Here is an 18587-nt window from a genome sequence, read left to right on the forward strand (position 1 = left end):
TGCGGGGAAAATTGCGGGGCGCCCCCGCTTTCGGACCCTAAATGCCGTCGGAGACTACCATCCTCGTAATGAGCGTGTGCTCAGCGACGCATCCCCTGCCAGGCCCGCCGCTGTGATGATTTACTCCGAAACCGGCACGGCTTCCACCATTTGCCTGGATTTCGATGCGAAACACGCCAGCATGCTCCGTGACCTTGAAGAATGCCAGTCCTGGCTCGATTCCTTGGATGTGCTCTACGTCGTAGATCGCTCCGTTTCCGGAGGCCACCATGTCTATGTCCCACTCGCTGAGGCGCTGGACTGTCAGCTGGCACGCTTCTTAGTCGAGCAACTGGGCACGTGGTGGGACTCACTTGACCCTTCACCGCACCGTGTTGCAAAACATGGATGTATCCGTGTCCCTGGTAGCCGTCACAAAAACGGTGGCTACCAGGAGCTTGTGACCAATTTCGATCACGCAGCCGCCATCTTCGAGATTCGCAACAGCGCCGAAGTAATAGCGCTGCTCTTGGAGGCCGTGCTTCCACTTCAGCTGGAATCTCATGGCGTAGCCTCGCCGTCCGCTGGACCGGCACCTGCAGCGCCGCCGGCACCCCCGGTGCGCTCCCACGGTACGTCCCCCAATTATCACCGCCCTAAGTCTCTGGCTCGTGCCATCGCAGAGGGAGCCTCGTATGAAGGGCTCTATTCTTCTCCCTCGGAGGCTCGTATGGCCGCCATGTGCTCGCTGGTTGCCTCGGGGTGGAGCGACGAGCAAATCCACACAGGCCTCATCAATGGCCAGTTTCCTGGTCTTGCTGCTTTGTACCAGAAGTACCGGGACCAGGATTCACGTCAGACACGAATTGACGCAGAGATCTCGAAGGCCCGTAATTTCGCAGAAAAACAAGGGTATCCGCCCCGGAAGGGCCCTGTTCGTAAAAGCCACATAAACGACACTATTAACTCACAGCGGGGGGATACTCACGGCGAAATTCGTCGCATGCGTGCCCTGCTCGATCTCTTTGATCTTCGCTTGGCGAAGCAACGCTCCGGGATCTACCTGCGCTTCCTGCTTCGCGCTCTCTTCGAGTTCTCGCATAAGACGGGGAAGACTCGCGTTGCAGTTGGATGCCGTGCTCTGGCTGTTGCCATGGGAGTGGATCACTCCACGGTTGCCCGTCGATTGAAGGATCTCGCAGCTCTTCCAGATTCACCCGTGACCAAAGTTAAATCAGGGCATGGACTTGAAGCGGACGAGTACGAGCTGAGCCTTGCACCAGCAGACGCTCTGGTCGCGAACGACCGACGTCTAGCCGCGGGAAAGATCTACTCCATACGCCCGGTGTTCCGGGCGCTGGGGCCGGTCGCAGCGCTTGCCTACGAATCGATCGAGAAGACCCCCCGCCAGAGCCGACAAGCCATCGCCAGGGCTACAGGGCTCTCCGGCACCGCGGTCTACGATGCACTGCGAACCATGGCTGAGCTGGGGATGATTGAAATCGTCCACGGTGAATGGAGGACCGTGAAATCCGCGAACCTCCGCCTACTGGCAGACATGATGGGCGTCCTCGATGAAATCTCCGCGCAAATCTCGCTCTACCGCGCGCAGCGGAAAACCTGGCACGAAACCCTCGCCAGCAGGCCCACCAGTCCCCTCTATGTTGCCCCCCTGGCTGAGCACGAGATCTACGACCATGAAATGAACGAATACTGGGTTCCACCAGACGATTATCCAGATCGATCCCTTGTGGATATCGCCCTGATGACGCCATACGCCAGAATCGGACAAACACAGGGACTGGCCGCCTAGAACTGTCTCGCATAGCCGCTTCCCTTTCAAGATCGTCGCAGAATGTCGTCAGAGGATCCCGGAATGTGGGCACCTGTGGACTAGCTGGATACAAGACCCCATCTGCCAGTAACCGACCCGAACGGGTCCCTGAGGGGTCCGCTGAGGCGTAATGTTTCGACGCTGCGCACCGACGGCCGAGTGCTGTTCCCTTGAGCCTAAATATGCTAATCTAATTAAACATATTGGTTTGGAGGGAAAATGTCTCGCATCTACTTGTGCCACTCGCTGAGCCACGGCACGTCAGCGCATGGAAGCGCTCTAGGCGATGGCAGCAATGCCATCTTCAAGACGCATGGATGGCAATGGGCTCGCACCAGGAACGTCTGGTATGTCCCTGAAAGCAAACGCCGCGATGCTGCTGATTCTCAGAAGGCGGCCGCAATCGCCAAGTCCTTAGAAAGCGCTGGCCATCAGGTCAGCGATTGGACGACCACAAACCCGGCTGAAATGCAGCAACTCGCAACCGGGTACGAGAACCGTATTAACGAGGCCAGGGCATTCATCGCCCAGGAGCGAAACCGCGGTGCACACGGCTCAGCCTTAGCAATTTCCAACGAAACTTCCCTAATCGCAGAACTCTCCTCGAAACTAGATGTCCTCCATGAGCAGCTTGTCCTGTTCGGGAATTTTGGTCTAGATCTTTTCGACTCCTCTACCGTCCGCTACGGCGACCACGTGCGTGCAGAAGCAAACTGGATGCGGGTGGTGCGAACCGGCAACCAAAGCGTGGGTGTGCTTGACCCTTCGGGAAGGCAGATCTCAATCGCATGGGGGAAGATCACGGCTGCTAAATCCGGGTGGACGGGGCAGTAGGATGTTGCAGCGCGTCGCATACACCCGCCAGGTCGACTTGATCGTTGACCTGGATCTGCGTGCCGTCGCTGTTTGGGCCACTGAAACGATGACCATCCGTAGCCTTCAAGGAAATTTTCCCTCCGATGCAGCCACCACCGAGATCTACCGCTTGTTGCTTTCAAATGCCTTCCTGCGGGCAGAACTGTGCAATCGCTACGCTGCAGAACACGACGTCGCCGGCCATGTCCTCGGTTAGCATCCCCCGGTATGTCCCTGTTCAAGGTATGCCGGTCTGCATGCCCTCCGAGCGCTAGTCCTCGGATCTCTTCCGCGCTGTTTTTAGCGGTTTTCCGGGACCGGTATAGCTCTCGCGACCTTGGATGAACTCCTCGACTTCGTCCTTGAGCCAGAATGAGTGACGTTGGACGACCGGCTCCGGGAAGGCTTCTTTCCATCGGCTTCTTTGGACCCGCGCCGCAGAGAGCGAAACCTGCATGCGATCGGCAAGCCAATTGACGTCTGTGAGTTCCGAGCGCATGTTCTTAGCAAGCTCGGCGATGTCGAGATTGCTGCTTTCGGGTAGATGCCGCTGCAGAGCGCGCACCAGGTACTCCTCGATGCGGTCGGTTTCAGTCACGACGGTATGTCCCTTCCAAGATCTCTACGTGGGTCACTGATTGTCCCGGTTGCGTTTCCGTGCGCGGGATTTCCGGTTTGCCATGGGGGCAGGCTCAATCAATCGGCGTCCGTGGCGATCGCGGTTCCAGCGGCGCGCATCCTGCTCATCGAGGGCTTTACGCTCGGCTTTGCTGCGGGCGGCGTCGAAGACCTGGATCTCCGCCTGTACTACCGAGAAATCGACGGGGTCGAAATCTGTGTACCTCTCTCGGACCTGATCGTTGATCCATCCCTCGACGTCACCACCATGAAGCTTGCGGACGTCCGCGAGGATGTCGGAGGAATGGTAGCCCGCATGGCTACCAATCTCTACGCGTCGAGTCTCGCCGTTGCCCAAGTCAAAAACGACAGAGACCTTAACACGCTTATCCCCCGCCTTCTGTCCCTTCGCGACTCGTCGGAAGGTGTCCAGAATTGCGCCCATGCCCTGGGCATGACCTTTGGTTTTCTTCCCCTTAGGCATTTCGATTTTGTGCTGGCGACCCCCGTCCGGGAACACCGTAGTTTCCCTTTTGAATCGGCGCCGCGGCCGTTTTGGAGCGGTACGTCCCCCTGCACCTTCTTTCGCGGCTTTCTGTTTGTCGGCAGCAGAAACTTCGCCAGCGCCCTCAGCCTCTTCAGGCTCGATGGCGTGCTCTACCGGAGTAACCAGGGGAGTCTTGGCATCATTTTTGGCGCGGACCTTTACCAGGCTTCCATCTTTCCTGCGCCGTCGGGGCGGACGATGCACGACACGTCCCTGCCGCAGGATCTCAAGTAATGCCTCACGATATGACTCGCCGCTGGTCTCGCCCTTGGCAATTTTGCGGACCATCTTCTCCGAACGATCAAGCATGCCTCCCAGCTCTACCCATGAAGTTTGGAAGATCCGGCGAATTTCCGCGACAAGTTCCGCAGGGGATGCGGATTCCTCGTTGAAAGCCATTAGACGACCTCGGTCTCGGGTTCGTCGGAGACGGCATAGAAGCTCTCATCGTCAGACTGCTCAAATTCGTTTTCATGGATGGTCCGGTCCAAAGCGGCATCTACTCCAGCAGCAGCCGATTTCTGCCTAAGCCGATTGCGTTCATCAAGCGTTACGGGGATCTTGTACTGGCCTTCCAAATAGCCCTGAAGGCGCATGCGTCCAACACGTCCGTCGTCGAGTCCGCCGGAAGCCGTGGGCAAGGACCACATGGGCAAGGTCGTGGTGTAGATGGCGTCACCGTTGATCCCCAGCAGAGTCGATGGATCTACAGACAACGCACCGCCCTTTACCGAGCGGTCGGAGGTTGGGGAGGACAAAACCCGGGCACGTCCGCGGGCCCAGATCTGCGCTGAATATTCCGGGTGGTAAAACTGGTAGCTGCGTTCATTCATGACCTGGTGCTGCTTGTATACGAACAGCTTCCCCTGACGACGCACTTCGGCTTGGTAAGCGGCAGGCACATTACGAACGTCCTCGGTCACGACTGTCTTGGCGCGTCCGCGCGAGGAGAAAGCACCTATGGTCTGAATGAGGATGGCACGGATCGCGGCCGACACCGCCGCACGTACCAGCGGATTGATTTCATCATCGTTCTGGACCCATTCACGGGCGCGGATGATCCGTTTTGCGAAAGTATCCAAGGGGCGGGCTCTCGTGAGTCCTTCGCCGCGGGATTTATCTGAATGGCCTTCGAATTTGATCCCTTCGTAGGGTTCGATCAGCCAACCGTACTGTCGCGCTACGTGGATTTCTGCCATGTCGGCCCAGGTCTCACCGGTTGCTCCTGGGCGATTTGGGTAGTACCAGCCGTCATCAGCTTTTTGGTGCTGGACTCCGAAGATTCCCACATGGTTCCAATCCTGCGGGACCGTGAACTTGAGCAGGAGTCGGCCGCGGGCGTAGGGATCGTTCTCCAAGAGATCCCAGGATGCGGCTCGGTTCAGGCGGACGCCGGGACCGGTGCCCAGCTCCCCGCACAGTGAGGCGTACATAAAGCGCGCGTCGACGTAGGCGAATTTATCGGCCGTTGGCGTGCTCTGAGGGTCGATCAGGGGAAGGCAGTCTTCATGGGTGGAGAATGATGGGCCAGCTACAAGGTGTTCGAGGTGGTGCTGTCCGGAGGTTCGATGGATTTCTTCGGCAATATCCTCGGTCAGGTGTACCGGGTCCAAGTTCTTTGGCAGGGAAAACGCCCACAGATTCGTTCCAGTACCAGCGGGGCTGAGCGCAATAGGAGCTCCGTCGAAGGCTTCGTCAATCATCACCTTCAATGCGTTCCAGGAGTCCCTGGCCAGCGTTGGGGTGAGAGGGGTGTCCCCGAACCATTCTTCGGCTGTGCGCACTTCCACCCGCAGCCCGGTATTGATGTGTTCGAATCGGCCGGTCACAGGCTTGCCCATCCAGTGCCCCAGAGCCTTCCAGCCTGGGGTTTGGACGAGAAGCCAGTGCCGCTGCCCCCTATCTGCCGTGGGGACCTTCCCGGTGAACATGATGCGTCGTGCTTCTTCAGCCATGGCTGTATCGAGCATGTCTACGAGGTTCGGGTTTTTGCGTCGTGGTCCGATTTTCGCGACGACATTCTTACCGTTGCTCATCACGCCCTTACCGCTCTTGTAGTCAATCCACAAGGTCGTTGGGTCAGCAAGGTTCTTCCACGGCTGAGGTCTCATTTAAGTCCGTTCCTCCGGAAATCTGGGGTTTTTATCTATCGCCAGCTGAGGCGTTGTCTGAAAATTCCTCGCGTGCTGCATCCTGAGGGAATGTGTCTTCGGCGATTTCCACATACAGATATGGCGTGCGGTATCCCGTGTGCACTGAGCGGGCCCAGAGGATTGGGTTGTCTTCAAAAGTGATGAAACCAGAACCGTCTATCGCAGCCACGCGCAGCATCAAGTCGACGACGTTCGGGTGCTCGCCTGTCACCTGGGTGCTCAAATCGTCAGTTACTGTCAGCACGGCGAGCTCAGCTGAAGGTTGATCGTTACGGTCCATCCGGTGTTCAAGGTAGCGCAAGGAGATCATGGCTCCCCCTTCCTTATATGTTATTCCAATTTAGCATATGTTGCTGGTGTTATGGCAGTGGAATGCGTCCAGTTTTCAGCATATTTTGGGCCCGAGTTTGCAGAGCCTTTGCCCGATCCTCCCCGATGATGTCTTTCAAGCCGAGGCAATTTGAGGAACCGGTGATGCGAACCAACAGCTGAAATTCTTGCTGGGTCAATTCTGGACGCGCCGATGCCCGATATGCCTGGATCTTCGAATAGTTCATGTAGTCACGGTTATTGGAGAATGAGAATCCGTGGTCAATTGCCACAATGCCACGGTTATCAACCAAGAAATTTCCCTCGTGACGGTCTTGTTGGCGAATGACGGCATCGAAGAATGCCAGATTGTCGACCTGGTCCTTCGGGAGTTCGCTGATGGACCTAATTCCTGCGCGATGCGTGGAAGTACCAGTCTGGCCGAACGACACGGAACCCCACTGCCCTCCTACTTCGCGGATGATGCAAGGGGAAACCATTTGCGTGTATTCAGGACCTAGCTGCTTAGCCAGCTGCCAGGCTGCTGCCTCATGGATCGGCTGCTCTGCATTTTTCTGGCCGAAGCTTCTGGACACCGAGTGTTCGAGGCCTGCGAAAGGCTTGAAGTATCCGGTGCTTTCGGAGTCGAGCTGGATCATCTTTGTCGTGTTGATGCCCGCACCAATTTCTTTGAGGACCGTACCGCCCTGAGTGAGGATCCTTTCCTGCCAGGTCTGATCGACTGCTTGACGTTTCAGCAGAGCTGACACCTGATCCTTGATCGGCTCAAGGTACTGCCGATCACCGGCAGAAATCCGGTTGTTCTCGATTACTAGATCATTTCCCTGCCCATGGACAGGTGCGGGAGCAACGCCACCGCCAACTGCCGGCATTCTTCCCTTTCCGCCACCAGCGCCGCCACCAGCGCCGCCACCAGCAGGAGCAAACCCGCGGCCTGGATGGGCATTTGGGACCGGTCTCCCCTGCACTGCGGCAGGTGTTGCTGGCTGAGGCTGCACTCCGGCCTTCCAAGTGGCAGGTTGCAACACCTCCGGTGGTGCCCCGTTCCCATCGGCCCAAATTTTCAAGGCGTCGGCGGGTTTCCCTTTGACTGGATCGAGATCCAAACCCTGGTCAGCTGCCCACTGCTCGATATTCTTGCGGATCTTCCGATTGTCTCGTCGGCGCCGGTTATGAGCTTCCCTTGCGTGTGTGCAGTTCTGGTTGGGACACCGACGGTCTGTACGGCACATGGTTCCTTCTTCCCACGGAGGTTTGCTTTCCCCCGTGGGATAGCCTCAGCATTTGCTGAAACCGGTCACGAAACACAAAACGTGGACACATTCCGTGCTGATTCATGTCACCTCCGAGGGACCGATACCCGAGCATCAGAGGCGGTAGCGTCCTCCAAGCCCCTGGAATGTTTCATGCGCCTGATCAGATGGCGCATCGAGTGCTGATATGAACACGTTCCTGAATTCTTCAAGGACTTCGTGTGGAGATCGGCGAAGCTGCTCTGATGAAGGCCACTCCACGAGGGGTAGCCGGAATCGCCCATCTTCGTGATGATCTTGATCAATTCCTGGACAGACCACAATGTAGGCATTGGGAATACCCAGTGTTGCGGCGAATTTCTTATTCGACCACCAGACGACACGCAGCATCTGCTGACGCCCGTCCTGATGAGTTCGACGAAAACAGATAAACCCGGGATCTGGATCCTGCGTGAACCCGTGTTCTCGAGCTAGTGCGATCACTTGCTGCTTGCTTACCATGAGGCTGCTCCCTCGGTGGTTGCTTGGACTGCTGACGACACCATGATCAGGATCTTGATTAGAGCCTCTTTTCTTTGCGCTTTGTGCCGGCCAAAACAACCAGAGCAACAAAGCCCACGAGCACTGCCCCGACCAGGACTAGCCGTGGCATGTCTAACCCGATATTCCACTGCTCAATCGCGACCAACGATTCGTTGGCCGTAGTCAAAATCTTGTTCTCGACAAGCCACGTCCTAATTGGCGTGAAGAATGAGGCCAGGGAAAAAGCGCCCAGGCCAATGAGCCCGATCAGTGAGCAGATGATCAGGGGCAGTTCGTCGTCGGTGGCATTTTTGTTGCTCATGATGTCCTCCATAATTTCTGGATCTAAATAGCGTCAATTGGCTTGCGAGTACGGATCTTTTCGGACCGATCTGTATCGAGCATCTCCGGTTCACCTGTTGCCATGGCCCGGTAGTCGATTTGGGCACCGAATTCATCGGTGGTCACGTCCTCCACGACGCCCCAGAGACTGGTGAGGGGGTCGACTTCGATCAGGTCGCCGGCTTCCAGATGGTCTGGGGTCAAGCTGAGGATCTGGCTGGAGAAGCCTTCGAATTCTTCGTCACTGTCCGGAGAAGAGTCCTCGTCAATGACCTCATCGATGACGCTCTCCTCGTATATGTTGGCAGCGGCAGCCATTTCCTCATCTGCCGGTATGTCCCCTGCTTTCGGGCTCTCGGTGATGCGTGCCCAATTCGGGTGCGGGCCTTCGATGACTCGGGCTTCTAAGAAGTCATCCAGAGATGCCCGAACATCCTTGCCGTCGATATCGATCTGGATTTCTTCGATGTCTTCGATGTGCTTCACTCCCCATCTCTCTTCGGCGGGACGTACCGAATCAACGAATTCTGGATCGTATCCAGGGGCAGGAATGTAGGGGTTCGGGGCGTAAATGAATTGGGTCTCAACCACGTCTCCATCCAGAGTCGTAGCAAACCCGCGGCCCTTCTTGCTGCGAGGAACCGTGGTGCCCACGGCCGCGTTTTCCCACATCATCATTGCTCCCTGGGGGTCTAGGCGTCCCACCGAGTAGCGTGCTCCGAAGTTACTTCTCATCTCGCCTTCGAGGAACTGAACATCGGGACGCTGAAGGCCGATGATCATGTGGATCTTCGCGGTACGGGCTAGCCGTCCTAGCTCGGAAAGCCATTCCTTGACGGGAGGCTTGCCTTTCCACCCTTGGTCCATCCACCACGACTCAATGCGCTTCACCATGGAAGCGACTTCGTCGATGATGATGATGATCGGCTCAAAATCATCCAGTGAGGCTTTGCCGTCCTCGATCAGATCGTAGCGATGATCCATCAGGCGCTTGGCATCGGCGATCAGTTTGATCTGGTGCGGTACCTTCGCAGCAATGAACTCGATATTGGGCCACCACCTGAATCCCAGGAATTCGATCCTCTTCCCGTCAATCACCCACACCCTCAGCCCAGCATGCGAGCAGGCAATCGCAATGTTGTGGAGGAGCACGGTCTTACCCGAACCGGTCGGTCCGACTACTAGTGCATGCGACTGAATGTAAGGTCGCCAAAATACCGGAACGTTATTTTCCGCGACCCCGATTAGGATCTGGAAATCGGTGTACTGCGCATGGGTCATGATCGGAGTGATGCCGTCTACCTCGATCTTCACCATGGTGGGCAGATCCTTGCGCTGCTTGAAAATGAGCTCGTCGTTGATGGTGTCCCAATGAGCACGCCATTGACCTGGAACACGAGTGTTAAATATTCGTTCGATCCGAGTGCGCCGGGCGGCCAAGGCAAACTCGATGCCCTGGTTGTGTTTGACCTTGATGAACTCAGTACCTTCCTCATCGGTCTCGGTCTGGATCTCGGCCGGCTCCTTGAACAGCTCCGAAGCCACCAATGTGGCCCTAGTCCCGGTGTCGTCCTCGGGCGGTACGTCCCCCACTGACTCAACGTTGGACAGTTCGGCGACCAGAGTGAACGGCTGAGGCCCAGGGGTGATAGCAATTTTCATGCCGGGAAAGAGCTTCTGCAGGATCGGCTTTAGACCCAAACCGATTACTAAGTTGGCCCGATTCTCCCCCAATGGCTTCCCATCCCAGGTCACTGGATTGTGGTGGAAAAGAATTCGTGAAGGCCTGGGAACAATACTCCGAGACCAGCTCTCACAACGAACGAGTTTACGGTCTATACGTTTTGCCCCGAGTGCATCGTAGGTACGAAGAACGAGCTCGTCCATAACCTTGTGCTTGCGCCGCCGCCGCCAATGCAGAACTACGGATGCAAACAGCAATGCTCCAGCGATAACCATGGCGCTGGGAACGTGAAGAGGAAATTGGAAGATCTCCGCAACGGCCCACGCGATCAACGCTGCAGCGCAGGCAACGATTAGCAGCTTGCCGAAGACATACCGTCGAGGCGGTAGTAGATTGAACTCCTGCGGTGCCTCGATATTTGCGGTCTTGATATGAGCTCTCATGCCAAAGAGATAGCCCCCAACGTTCCAAAAAACGGTCACGGTTTCCGCTTGAGAATCTGGATTTTCAACACTCCAACTTGACAAGGGGTGCTAACATCGAAACTAGGTTCTCGTAGAGGTTCTTAGGCTTCGATGATTTCACCCATTCCCAAGGGAGTAATAAGAGCGATCTAGTCAGCCGCGGATTTGGTCTCATGCGTATCTAATGCCGAAATAACAGGGTAACGATGGTCATACCTAGTTACATCCCTAGGTGCATAATGAATACGCACACATGTGATGGACCATGTTGCTAACGGCTGCGCTAAGGATTAAAGAAGGCCCAGCTGCACCACGAAGGTTTAAATAAGCGGCGCCGGCTGGCGATTCCCGAAATTGCACTATCTGCGGTATGTCCCTCCAACGTTTTACAGGCTTCTCCAGTTGAGCTGAGCATCGCATCCGGTTCGCAGAATTAGGCACCTGGCTATTCCCCCCCAATACCGAACGAACAGACCCCAGGAGAGCAGCTGGTGCTCTCTTGGGGTCTGTTCGTTCTGATTTAGGCAAGGCTAGTCGACGAAGTATTCCTGGTCGGGAGAATCCGTGGGCGCTATCTGATCAGTAAAAGTTGGTCCATCGGAAAGATCCGTCCAGCCTTTGACAAGCCAGCCTCTACGGGTGTTTTCTAGTTCAACTATTTTTTGGATGGGCCGATACCCGTCTCCAGCATCTGATTCAGTGACATGTTCGAAGGTCAGCAGATATGTGGCTGCTTTGCTGGATCGATAGGCCTCGGAAATCTCCAGCGCCTGAACAGAAGTCACTAAGTGCATGTTCTTGATTTCTGTCCAGGCGCTCCCCCCGTCGCCGGATCCATAAAGTCTCTGTAGCTCTTTGCCGTAAGCATCGGTGCACCACGGGAGCGTGCGGTCAAGCCAGGCACTGGGACGGTCGTCATCGTAGGAAGACGAATAATACGCTTCGGCAAATCGGGTCACAGCGGTGCGAAGCTGAACGGGGATTTGTTCTATCTCAGGGGTGGCGCTTGCACCCTCTTCCTGAGCATCCCAAACCTGCGGGGAAGCAGTGACCTGGTTCTGTTCTTTGGGCACGATCAGCCACACGGCGAGCGCTGCTGCGAGGAGGCCACTGAGGATGATGGCTAGGCGTTTATTCATTGGTTGGTTCCTCTGGAATTTTGTCTTCGGGGACGAGGACGTATCCCACTGGGTTTGGGGGTAGGGGGAGTTCTTTGGTTCCGTTTCGGGTGACGGTAATGAAGGAGTGGTTGTTGACCATGATTCCGACTTGTGACCATTTTTCGTGGGGTAGTTCTCCGAGGGCGATTAGGTCGCCTGGTTCGGGGTCGTCGGTTCGTTGGCCGGCGGTCCATTGGTCTACGAATGGGATGCCGCGGATTTCTGCTTGTTGGGTGGTCCAGTAGACGAAGCCTGCGTCGTCCCATTGTTTGTAGGTTCGGCTGCCTTTTTCGTAGTGGCCGCCGATGGCTTTGGTGGCTGCTGCGATGAGTTGTTTTCGTGCTTGTTCGGCGTCGATGTCGGAGTTGATGGCCAGGACGGTGGTGGCTTGGGCTGGGCACTGTACTGAGAGCATGTTGGGGTCGGTGGGTGTGCCTTTGAGGATCTGGACGGCTACGGGTTCCCAGTCGGCGTAGAGGTCTGGGAATGCGCTGATTTGTACGTGTTGTGCGGCGTCTCCTAGGGGGAGGTTTTCCCATCCTTTGATTGCGAAGAGTGCGTTGAGGAATTTGTTGGTGGAGTAGTTGGGGTCCATCAGTTTTTGTACTGGGCCCCATCCTGCGGCTGGCCGTTGTTGGAAGAGTCCTACTGAGTCGTGGTCGCTTCCGATGCTGTCGTGTGGGTAGTTTAGCGATTCGGGCACGTTGGAGTTGGCGTACATCATGGCTTTGGATTCTTGCAGCACGGTCATCAGGGCGATCACTGTGGCTTGGTTGTTGGCTCCGTGTTTGCGGGCTGCTTGTATGACTGCGTTGAGGTTGGATGCTTGTTTGCCGTTGACTTTAAATTCCAGACCGTTCTGGCGGTGGTATGTCCCTACCAGGTTGTTGGGATCGGCTTTTTGGGAGTCTGGATTTTTCTTTGGATTGTTGACGGTTTGAATCTGTTCTGACTTGTCGGTGCCGAGATTTACGCCGCGTTGTTGGAGGTATGGAATGGGAGGGGTGGGTTGGCCATTGACTCTGATTTCGAAGTGGAGGTGTGGGCCTGTCGAGTTCCCTGATGAGCCTACGTCGGCGATGTGTTGTCCTGCTTTGACGTTTTGGCCGACTTTGACGTGAATTCCGTGGGGCCATGAGTGGACGTATCGGCTTTGCACTCCGCCACCATGTTCGATGGCCACCATGTAGCCGGAGTTACCTCCGCTGGACTTGCCTGCGATGCTTACTGTTCCGTCGGCGGCCGCCACGATGGCGTTACCGTCTGGTGCAGCGACGTCTTGTCCGGAGTGGAGCTGCCAGATGTGGAGCGTGGGGTGGAGCCGGCGGCCGTAGGGGGAAGTGAGGCGTCCTTCAAGGGGGTTGAGCCATTCACCCGCGTACACGACTTCTGGGGAGACTACGTTGGGTCCTGTGCCGGGGCCACAGAGTTCATTCTGGGATTCCCCCTTGTTCTTGGCAGCTCCACTAAATCCCGCGACCATGAGTATCGGCGTCATGATGGCAGCCAGGCCAAAAAGCAGCAGCGTGGCGAGGCAACCTGCGCCTGCACCGAGCCCTGCTTTCTTTTTTGTCTCGGTATTCATCGAGAGACCTTCACGGGGTCCGGATCTGTTTGCGTCTGGTTACGACGCTCTTGAGCTCTGCGTCGGAGTGCTTCTTCCCTGGCATTTTTCTGGGTGCTCTTGGCTTGTGCCTGGGCTTGGGCTGCATCCCGGATTTTTTGGGCGGCCGCCAGTTTTTCCTGCACCCGGTCTTGACGACGTGGTACCCGTTGGGTGACCTGTGCGGCTTTGGTTTTCTGGGTGTCCATTCGGTTCTGTAGTCGGTGTGCGCGCGGCTCGGTCGTTGGGTTGCCGGTGTGCTCTTTTTCTGGGGGCTGCACTTTGGCAATTTTTCGATCGATGCGGTCCATTGATTGGTGTACGCGTTCCTGGCGCTGTTCCTTGCGTGCGGCGACGGCCTGGGCGGAGGCATCGAGTCGGGCCACCTTCTTTTGTGATCGCTCCACTTTGCCCTCCCCCGATTGGGTCTTTTCCTTGATGTTCTTTGCCACGTTCACGGCGGTACTAGCTACGGTGACTGCGGTGCCCACATAGGGGACTCTCTTTGCCACGAGCATGGCTGCGGCTTTCGCGGTTCCTCGTGCTGTGCTTGCCTTCTTACGCTGGTTTGCAGGGGTATCGGCTGGCGCCGGAGACGAGGTGGTATGTCCCTTCGTTGGTGCATCGTCAGATACCTTGGCCGAGGTTGATGAACTTGGAGTCTGGCCAGGAGTTCGAGAGGGAGAATCTCGTTGGTCCTTTTTGCTGGCCGCGGGTGAAGAAGCCATCCTGTTTTGGCGGCGCACAGCCTGTGAGGTGCGCATGCTGGAAATTGTGTGTGCTGCATTCCGAACCGTTGAAACGGCTCCCTTGACCGTCACTGGCTGCCGGTTTTCGCCTTGTCCGCCGAGCGCAGATTTGAGCCGGTCTGAGAGCTTCTTCGCCCGTTCTCTTAGCCAGGAGCGGTACTTGATCAGCAGGAATGCGGAGACCACTGTTACTACGAGGACCAGAAGGAATTTGTTGCGTCCCATCGGTTCCAGGAAATCCAGAACTTGGACGATACCGAGCAGGAAAATTACGAAGAGCGCTAGTGCGAATCCGCTGAGGAAAAGTCCATAGATGACCATGACCAAGGATTCCCACAGGCCCGCGCGGTCACGGCCGGGAAGCAACCCGAGTAGCAGCTGACCGATGAGCACACAGGTGCGCCAGGCAAGGAACAGGACTGCCCCGGCGAGGATTGCGAAGAAGACCAGGACGAAGAGCAGGATGCCTCCGATGAGCAAGAAGGATCCTGCCATGACATCGAGTGTGCCGGTCGGTGCGGATAGGTAGTCTTTGGCCTGCTCGTCACATTTTGCGATTGCTTCGCGCACGCTCTTGTCTCCGGCGTCCCCGGTGCGAACCTTCTGGATCTTCTCGGTGAAGGTTTCGTCGCATTTGCCCTGGAGGGATTTGCCGAAAGCGACATATTGGATTGGTTCGCGAAGCAGCACGTCAGTTAGTTTGCTGCTGACGGACTCATTGATGACTTCAGATGCGTTCAGGTCTGATGAACTTTGCTCTCCGTTGGTGGCTAGGACGACAGCGACTTCATTGCCGGCATTACGGAACTTATCGAACGCTCCATCGGTGCCGAAGACCGACGTCATGGGGTTGGCCAAAGATCCCAGCAGCAGTACCAGGACGCCGATGGTGATGAAGATGTTGGTGAGGCCGTGAGCCATGCGCCCTCGAAGCATCGCCCACCCGTATACGAGTCCAGTTAGCGCCATAGCGAAGCCGATGTAGCTGCCCTTGATCGGGTTGATGACCTCGAAGATCGATGAGGAGATTCCTTCGACAGGCGCAACCAGCCAGTCGACCCAGGTGAAGGAGAAAACGAAGTGGATGACCCACATCGCAATCTTGAATGCTCCGGTGTAGGGGCCCCAGAGCATATCGATGAACCAACCGTCGATGACGTGGCGAGGATTCCAAATATCGCCTCGGTCTACCGGGGTGGTCAGATACTTTTCCGCAGGTACCCCCTGGGAGTCTTTCAAACCCTGCAGCGGATCTGTTGGTATGTCCCCCTCGGCGACGTCCGCTGGTTGAAGATCGGTCGCTGCGATGGCCTCGGGGGCACCCCACAGGAGGATGCCTACGAGCGCCGCGGCTAAGACGGTCAGGAGAGAGAATAGGCGTTTCATTGGTTACTTCCCCGCGTGAGCCGGTTCTGGTGTGGTGAGAATGGCCTTGGCATGTGCCTTGTGGGCCGGAAGGGTCACCTGCATCTCGCCGTGATTACCGGACTGGTCGACGATGAGGCACTCGCCTTCGCGTCCGAGAATGACCTTCCCGTCTGGCTGCTGGGGCGAGAAGCCGCGCACTTTCTCCACCAGCTCTTGGTCCTGGGGGTCGAGTCCCAGATAGGTCAAGCCCTTTTTGGCTTCCTCTTCATCCGTGTGACGCATCAGGATGCGGAAGGGGATCAGGCCGCGTTTTGGCCCGAACTCGACCGGGTCGTGTGAGTCCATGCCGAGGACTGCTTTTGCCTTGCGCCCCTCTCGAAGGAACGAATTGACGATCTCCAATCCTTGGGGGTTGCTGGTCAGGTGGTGTGCCTCCGCGGCCATAAAGAGCGCCAAGTCAGAATCGTCTTGGAAGCAGATCTGATGGGAGATGCGTGCGATGAGCGCATACATCGCTCGACCGTAGATTTTCTCCAGGCTGAGCTGCCGGAAAAGGTGCTCTGATTGAAGCTCGTCAGGGGTGGGAAGATCCAAACCATAGGTGCAGAACACGATCCCTCGGGAATCCGAGGACAACGGCGGCAGTGTCTCATCGAAGATGACACGGCCTTGCTTCTTCTTGGAGAAGGCCTGCATGGTACGTCCCAGCTTCTTCTGCAGAGCATCGGTGGCGTCCTCCTGAAGGAAACGCACCAGCTTGCCCAGGGAATCGATACCGTGTTGCTCAAGGAAGATCGGGTTCAGCGTTTCATTCAGCACGATGCCCAGCTCGTCCGAAGGGGCAATGTTCATGAGCATCGCGGCTAGGGACTCCACATGTGATGCACCGTCTTCTATGCCGAAAACCCGCAAGGGGTCAAGAGACCCACGAGGATTGCTTAGGTCGATGATGGTGCTTTCGATGCCGATGTCTTTCATGGCCTCGGCCATCGCAACCCACTCGTGGGTTGCTGACTTATCGATCACCAGATACCGCCCACCACGCTTGGCCACTGCCATGGTTTCCTTCTTTAACGTGACTGTTTTGCCGGCTCCCAGCTCAGCGACCACAGCGAAGCAGCCGGATTTATTGCCGAGTACTGCGCCCTCGATGTCATGCAAGACCGGAGTACGGCGCCCCCCAGTGGTGTTGATGCCGAGCATGATGCCTCGTTCGGCTCCGAGTGCGTTGTTGGACACGGGAATCGCTCCGGACAGATCGAAGCTGGTTGTGGGGGGCAGAGAGAATTCCTTGACGACCGGTTTCGTGGGGGTTCCGATGAGCATGGACCACCACAAGTCTTCTTGGAGCTTCGGAAGCGGTGCGTCCACCCCGATTTCCATGCCCCGGTAAAATTCGATGATCTGCTTGCCGTACTGGGTGGCTTCCTCAGCAGAGGAGCCGCCTACGGCCAGCAACACGGTGGGGACAATCGATACCTCACGCTCGGTACGTCCCAGGGCACGTTGGTACAGCTGCAGGTCACGCTGGTGCACGTCAAGATCCGCATTCGATCCTGTCACGGTTTCGTCGGTGCGTTGTTCGTACTGGTCCGCGAGACGGGATTCATTGACGGCATTTTGCTTTTTTGCTTCGCGCGCTCCGGTGATCTGTAGCCGCCAGACCCAGTCAACCGGGAAGTCGAGTTGGTCAATGGCAGACATCCATTCGCCGCCAGGGAATTCGAAACCTCCCAAAGGCATGGTGCGTATGGCTAGGACCTGCTGGTAGGAAGGCTCATTGGCTGCCGCAACTTTGATGTACCGGCGGCGGAATATCCGGTCCCGGTTCTCGTCCTTCGAGTCGGTCTGCGCGCCCTGGTCAATCCACGGCTCGGGAATGATCTGGGCTTGGCCTTCGACGAGGGACTGTTCATGTCCCTGCAGACCTACTGATTCGTCCATGTAGAGGCCGCGCTGCTGGTGATGTAGCGCCAACCACACATGCTCTGCTGGAGTAGCCGGCCGGGCACGGAACATCATCGGGAGGTTCTGCAGCGCCTGCTTGCTGGAGTGCAAACCGGTCTCCAGGAGACCGGCCTCCGGGGACATACCGGGAAGGGCCAGGGCTTCATGGAATTTGCGGCGCAGCACTGTGGCATGCCGCTGAAGCATTTCTTTCGGTGAGGATGCTTTCAACGGGATGGACAGCCAGAAGGTCCGGGTGCCGAAATCAATGTCCTCCCACGTTTCGAGAGTCTGGGCGACCTCGTCATACCAGTGCGGGCTTTCCTGCGGATCTACGCCGTCGATCATGGCTTCGACCAGGGCTGCAGGATCAAGGGAAGCGGTAATGCCCATGAGCATGGCTTCACCGCGGATGCTTTGAAAGAGCTCCTCGTGGAGCTTCTTGATCATGAACCGCTTCTTATCGGGGGCGTACCCATACTTCTGCGGTTCCAACCGCCACGTGGCCCATACCGTGCCGGTGTCTGTAAAGGCCAGGTTCTCGGTGAGATCGGTGTACGGGATACGCATGGTGGTCTCCTCCTTAGTTGGTATGTCCCGCTTGAGCCAGAAGATGCTTGACAGCGCTGGACGCCGCGATCTGTGGGGCTTTCGCAGGGGGCTGAGTTTCAAATGATGTTGGGGCAACGTCCAACTGAACGGCCGGTGCAGTAGATGGTTGGTCAGCGACCGCGAGGCCAAATGGCCACGTGCTGTCACGGCGGTCGATCAAGGTGCGATGTGCTCTTGCCCGGCGCGGGCGATCTAGCTTGAGTGGTTTCCCACGGTATGTCCCCTGTTTGAGGACGTACCGTGCGTTGAGGGATCCCATCAACCCGTCGAAGTGGATCATCGGGTTGCCATCGAGCTTTTGCATCTTTCCCGCAATGATTCCCACGATGAGGATGAGCACGACGGCCAGCCCGATGTTGGCCAGAAAATTGTCGGTTCGCCATAGCGGAAAGGTCTTGTACAGCAGCATGGCAGCGAAACCGACAGCGACAATTTGGGCTGCGGTGTAGGGGCCGCCAATGATCTTTTCTCCGCTGGGGAGGCGTCCGATCATGATCGGGATACGGACGACGCGATAGAAGCGTGTAACGATCCTCGGTGATTCGTCAGACATGGTGTTCCCCTGGG

Annotated in this window: 17 protein-coding genes; 3 read left to right on the forward strand and 14 right to left on the reverse strand. The window is 56.9% G+C overall.

Features of this window, described 5'->3' with window-relative positions; genetic code table 11:
* Positions 1-112: 112 nt before the first annotated feature.
* From ACIPVK_RS03765 to ACIPVK_RS03775, 3 genes are all read left to right on the forward strand, one after another.
* Positions 113-1792, forward strand: a complete 1680-nt coding sequence (locus ACIPVK_RS03765; RefSeq protein WP_407610641.1) for a hypothetical protein — start codon at positions 113-115, stop codon at positions 1790-1792.
* Positions 1793-2032: 240 nt separating this feature from the next.
* A complete protein-coding gene (locus tag ACIPVK_RS03770; protein ID WP_407610642.1) occupies positions 2033-2647 on the forward strand; it encodes a hypothetical protein in 615 nt (204 codons plus the stop codon).
* Position 2648: 1 nt separating this feature from the next.
* Positions 2649-2885 (forward strand): hypothetical protein, encoded by a 237-nt coding sequence (locus tag ACIPVK_RS03775; protein ID WP_407610643.1) that lies wholly within the window; start codon positions 2649-2651, stop codon positions 2883-2885.
* Between the two features lie 54 nt (positions 2886-2939).
* Here ACIPVK_RS03775 and ACIPVK_RS03780 read toward each other — a convergent pair whose 3' ends face one another.
* The 14 genes from ACIPVK_RS03780 to ACIPVK_RS03845 all read right to left on the reverse strand — a co-directional run bounded on the left by ACIPVK_RS03780 (position 2940) and on the right by ACIPVK_RS03845 (position 18573).
* Positions 2940-3266, reverse strand: a complete 327-nt coding sequence (locus tag ACIPVK_RS03780) for a hypothetical protein (RefSeq protein WP_397388760.1) — start codon at positions 3264-3266, stop codon at positions 2940-2942.
* Positions 3267-3299: 33 nt separating this feature from the next.
* Positions 3300-4232, reverse strand: coding sequence for a hypothetical protein (locus ACIPVK_RS03785; RefSeq protein ID WP_407610644.1), 933 nt, complete (start codon positions 4230-4232; stop codon positions 3300-3302).
* Positions 4232-5944 (reverse strand): hypothetical protein, encoded by a 1713-nt coding sequence (locus tag ACIPVK_RS03790; RefSeq protein ID WP_407610645.1) that lies wholly within the window; start codon positions 5942-5944, stop codon positions 4232-4234. The genes ACIPVK_RS03785 and ACIPVK_RS03790 overlap by 1 nt, the downstream gene beginning before the upstream one ends.
* A 31-nt stretch (positions 5945-5975) precedes the next feature.
* Positions 5976-6296: a hypothetical protein gene (locus ACIPVK_RS03795; protein ID WP_407610646.1), complete on the reverse strand. Its 321-nt coding sequence runs from the start codon at positions 6294-6296 to the stop codon at positions 5976-5978.
* 49 nt (positions 6297-6345) lie between these two features.
* The gene (locus tag ACIPVK_RS03800) at positions 6346-7065 is read right to left on the reverse strand and encodes a hypothetical protein (RefSeq protein WP_407610647.1); all 720 of its coding nucleotides are present in this window, start codon (positions 7063-7065) and stop codon (positions 6346-6348) included.
* Between the two features lie 62 nt (positions 7066-7127).
* Positions 7128-7262 (reverse strand): hypothetical protein, encoded by a 135-nt coding sequence (locus ACIPVK_RS03805; RefSeq protein WP_407610648.1) that lies wholly within the window; start codon positions 7260-7262, stop codon positions 7128-7130.
* A gap of 421 nt (positions 7263-7683) precedes the next feature.
* Complete coding sequence (locus ACIPVK_RS03810; RefSeq protein WP_407610649.1) at positions 7684-8070, reverse strand: hypothetical protein; 387 nt, start codon at positions 8068-8070, stop codon at positions 7684-7686.
* Between the two features lie 58 nt (positions 8071-8128).
* Positions 8129-8413: a hypothetical protein gene (locus ACIPVK_RS03815; protein ID WP_407610650.1), complete on the reverse strand. Its 285-nt coding sequence runs from the start codon at positions 8411-8413 to the stop codon at positions 8129-8131.
* Positions 8414-8436: 23 nt separating this feature from the next.
* Positions 8437-10599 (reverse strand): hypothetical protein, encoded by a 2163-nt coding sequence (locus ACIPVK_RS03820; protein ID WP_407610651.1) that lies wholly within the window; start codon positions 10597-10599, stop codon positions 8437-8439.
* 512 nt (positions 10600-11111) lie between these two features.
* A complete protein-coding gene (locus ACIPVK_RS03825) occupies positions 11112-11720 on the reverse strand; it encodes a hypothetical protein (protein WP_407610652.1) in 609 nt (202 codons plus the stop codon).
* A complete protein-coding gene (locus ACIPVK_RS03830) occupies positions 11713-13326 on the reverse strand; it encodes a peptidoglycan DD-metalloendopeptidase family protein (RefSeq protein ID WP_407610653.1) in 1614 nt (537 codons plus the stop codon). Before ACIPVK_RS03830 ends, ACIPVK_RS03825 begins: the two co-directional genes overlap by 8 nt.
* Positions 13323-15479 (reverse strand): hypothetical protein, encoded by a 2157-nt coding sequence (locus tag ACIPVK_RS03835; protein WP_407610654.1) that lies wholly within the window; start codon positions 15477-15479, stop codon positions 13323-13325. The genes ACIPVK_RS03830 and ACIPVK_RS03835 overlap by 4 nt, the downstream gene beginning before the upstream one ends.
* Positions 15480-15482: 3 nt before the next feature.
* Entirely contained in the window at positions 15483-17978 is a 2496-nt protein-coding gene (locus ACIPVK_RS03840) for an ATP-binding protein (RefSeq protein WP_407610655.1), read from the reverse strand.
* A 13-nt stretch (positions 17979-17991) separates the two neighbouring features.
* Positions 17992-18573 carry a hypothetical protein gene (locus ACIPVK_RS03845; RefSeq protein WP_407610656.1) on the reverse strand — a complete coding sequence of 194 codons (582 nt, stop codon included), beginning with the start codon at positions 18571-18573 and terminating at the stop codon, positions 17992-17994.
* Positions 18574-18587: the final 14 nt, after the last annotated feature.

It is taken from the genome of Paeniglutamicibacter sp. MACA_103, assembly GCF_045798555.1.
Classification (GTDB): Bacteria; Actinomycetota; Actinomycetes; order Actinomycetales; family Micrococcaceae; genus Paeniglutamicibacter.

Bases quoted from the DNA above. Each gene is read 5' to 3' on its own strand.
- ACIPVK_RS03770 (WP_407610642.1), top strand. From the start codon at position 2,033: ATGTCTCGCATCTACTTGTGCCACTCGCTGAGCCACGGCACGTCAGCG.
- ACIPVK_RS03775 (WP_407610643.1), top strand. From the start codon at position 2,649: ATGTTGCAGCGCGTCGCATACACCCGCCAGGTCGACTTGATCGTTGAC.
- ACIPVK_RS03785 (WP_407610644.1), bottom strand. From the start codon at position 4,232: ATGGCTTTCAACGAGGAATCCGCATCCCCTGCGGAACTTGTCGCGGAA.
- ACIPVK_RS03790 (WP_407610645.1), bottom strand. From the start codon at position 5,944: ATGAGACCTCAGCCGTGGAAGAACCTTGCTGACCCAACGACCTTGTGG.
- ACIPVK_RS03795 (WP_407610646.1), bottom strand. From the start codon at position 6,296: ATGATCTCCTTGCGCTACCTTGAACACCGGATGGACCGTAACGATCAA.
- ACIPVK_RS03805 (WP_407610648.1), bottom strand. From the start codon at position 7,262: ATGCCCATCCAGGCCGCGGGTTTGCTCCTGCTGGTGGCGGCGCTGGTG.
- ACIPVK_RS03810 (WP_407610649.1), bottom strand. From the start codon at position 8,070: ATGGTAAGCAAGCAGCAAGTGATCGCACTAGCTCGAGAACACGGGTTC.
- ACIPVK_RS03815 (WP_407610650.1), bottom strand. From the start codon at position 8,413: ATGAGCAACAAAAATGCCACCGACGACGAACTGCCCCTGATCATCTGC.
- ACIPVK_RS03825 (WP_407610652.1), bottom strand. From the start codon at position 11,720: ATGAATAAACGCCTAGCCATCATCCTCAGTGGCCTCCTCGCAGCAGCG.
- ACIPVK_RS03830 (WP_407610653.1), bottom strand. From the start codon at position 13,326: ATGAATACCGAGACAAAAAAGAAAGCAGGGCTCGGTGCAGGCGCAGGT.
- ACIPVK_RS03835 (WP_407610654.1), bottom strand. From the start codon at position 15,479: ATGAAACGCCTATTCTCTCTCCTGACCGTCTTAGCCGCGGCGCTCGTA.
- ACIPVK_RS03840 (WP_407610655.1), bottom strand. From the start codon at position 17,978: ATGCGTATCCCGTACACCGATCTCACCGAGAACCTGGCCTTTACAGAC.
- ACIPVK_RS03845 (WP_407610656.1), bottom strand. From the start codon at position 18,573: ATGTCTGACGAATCACCGAGGATCGTTACACGCTTCTATCGCGTCGTC.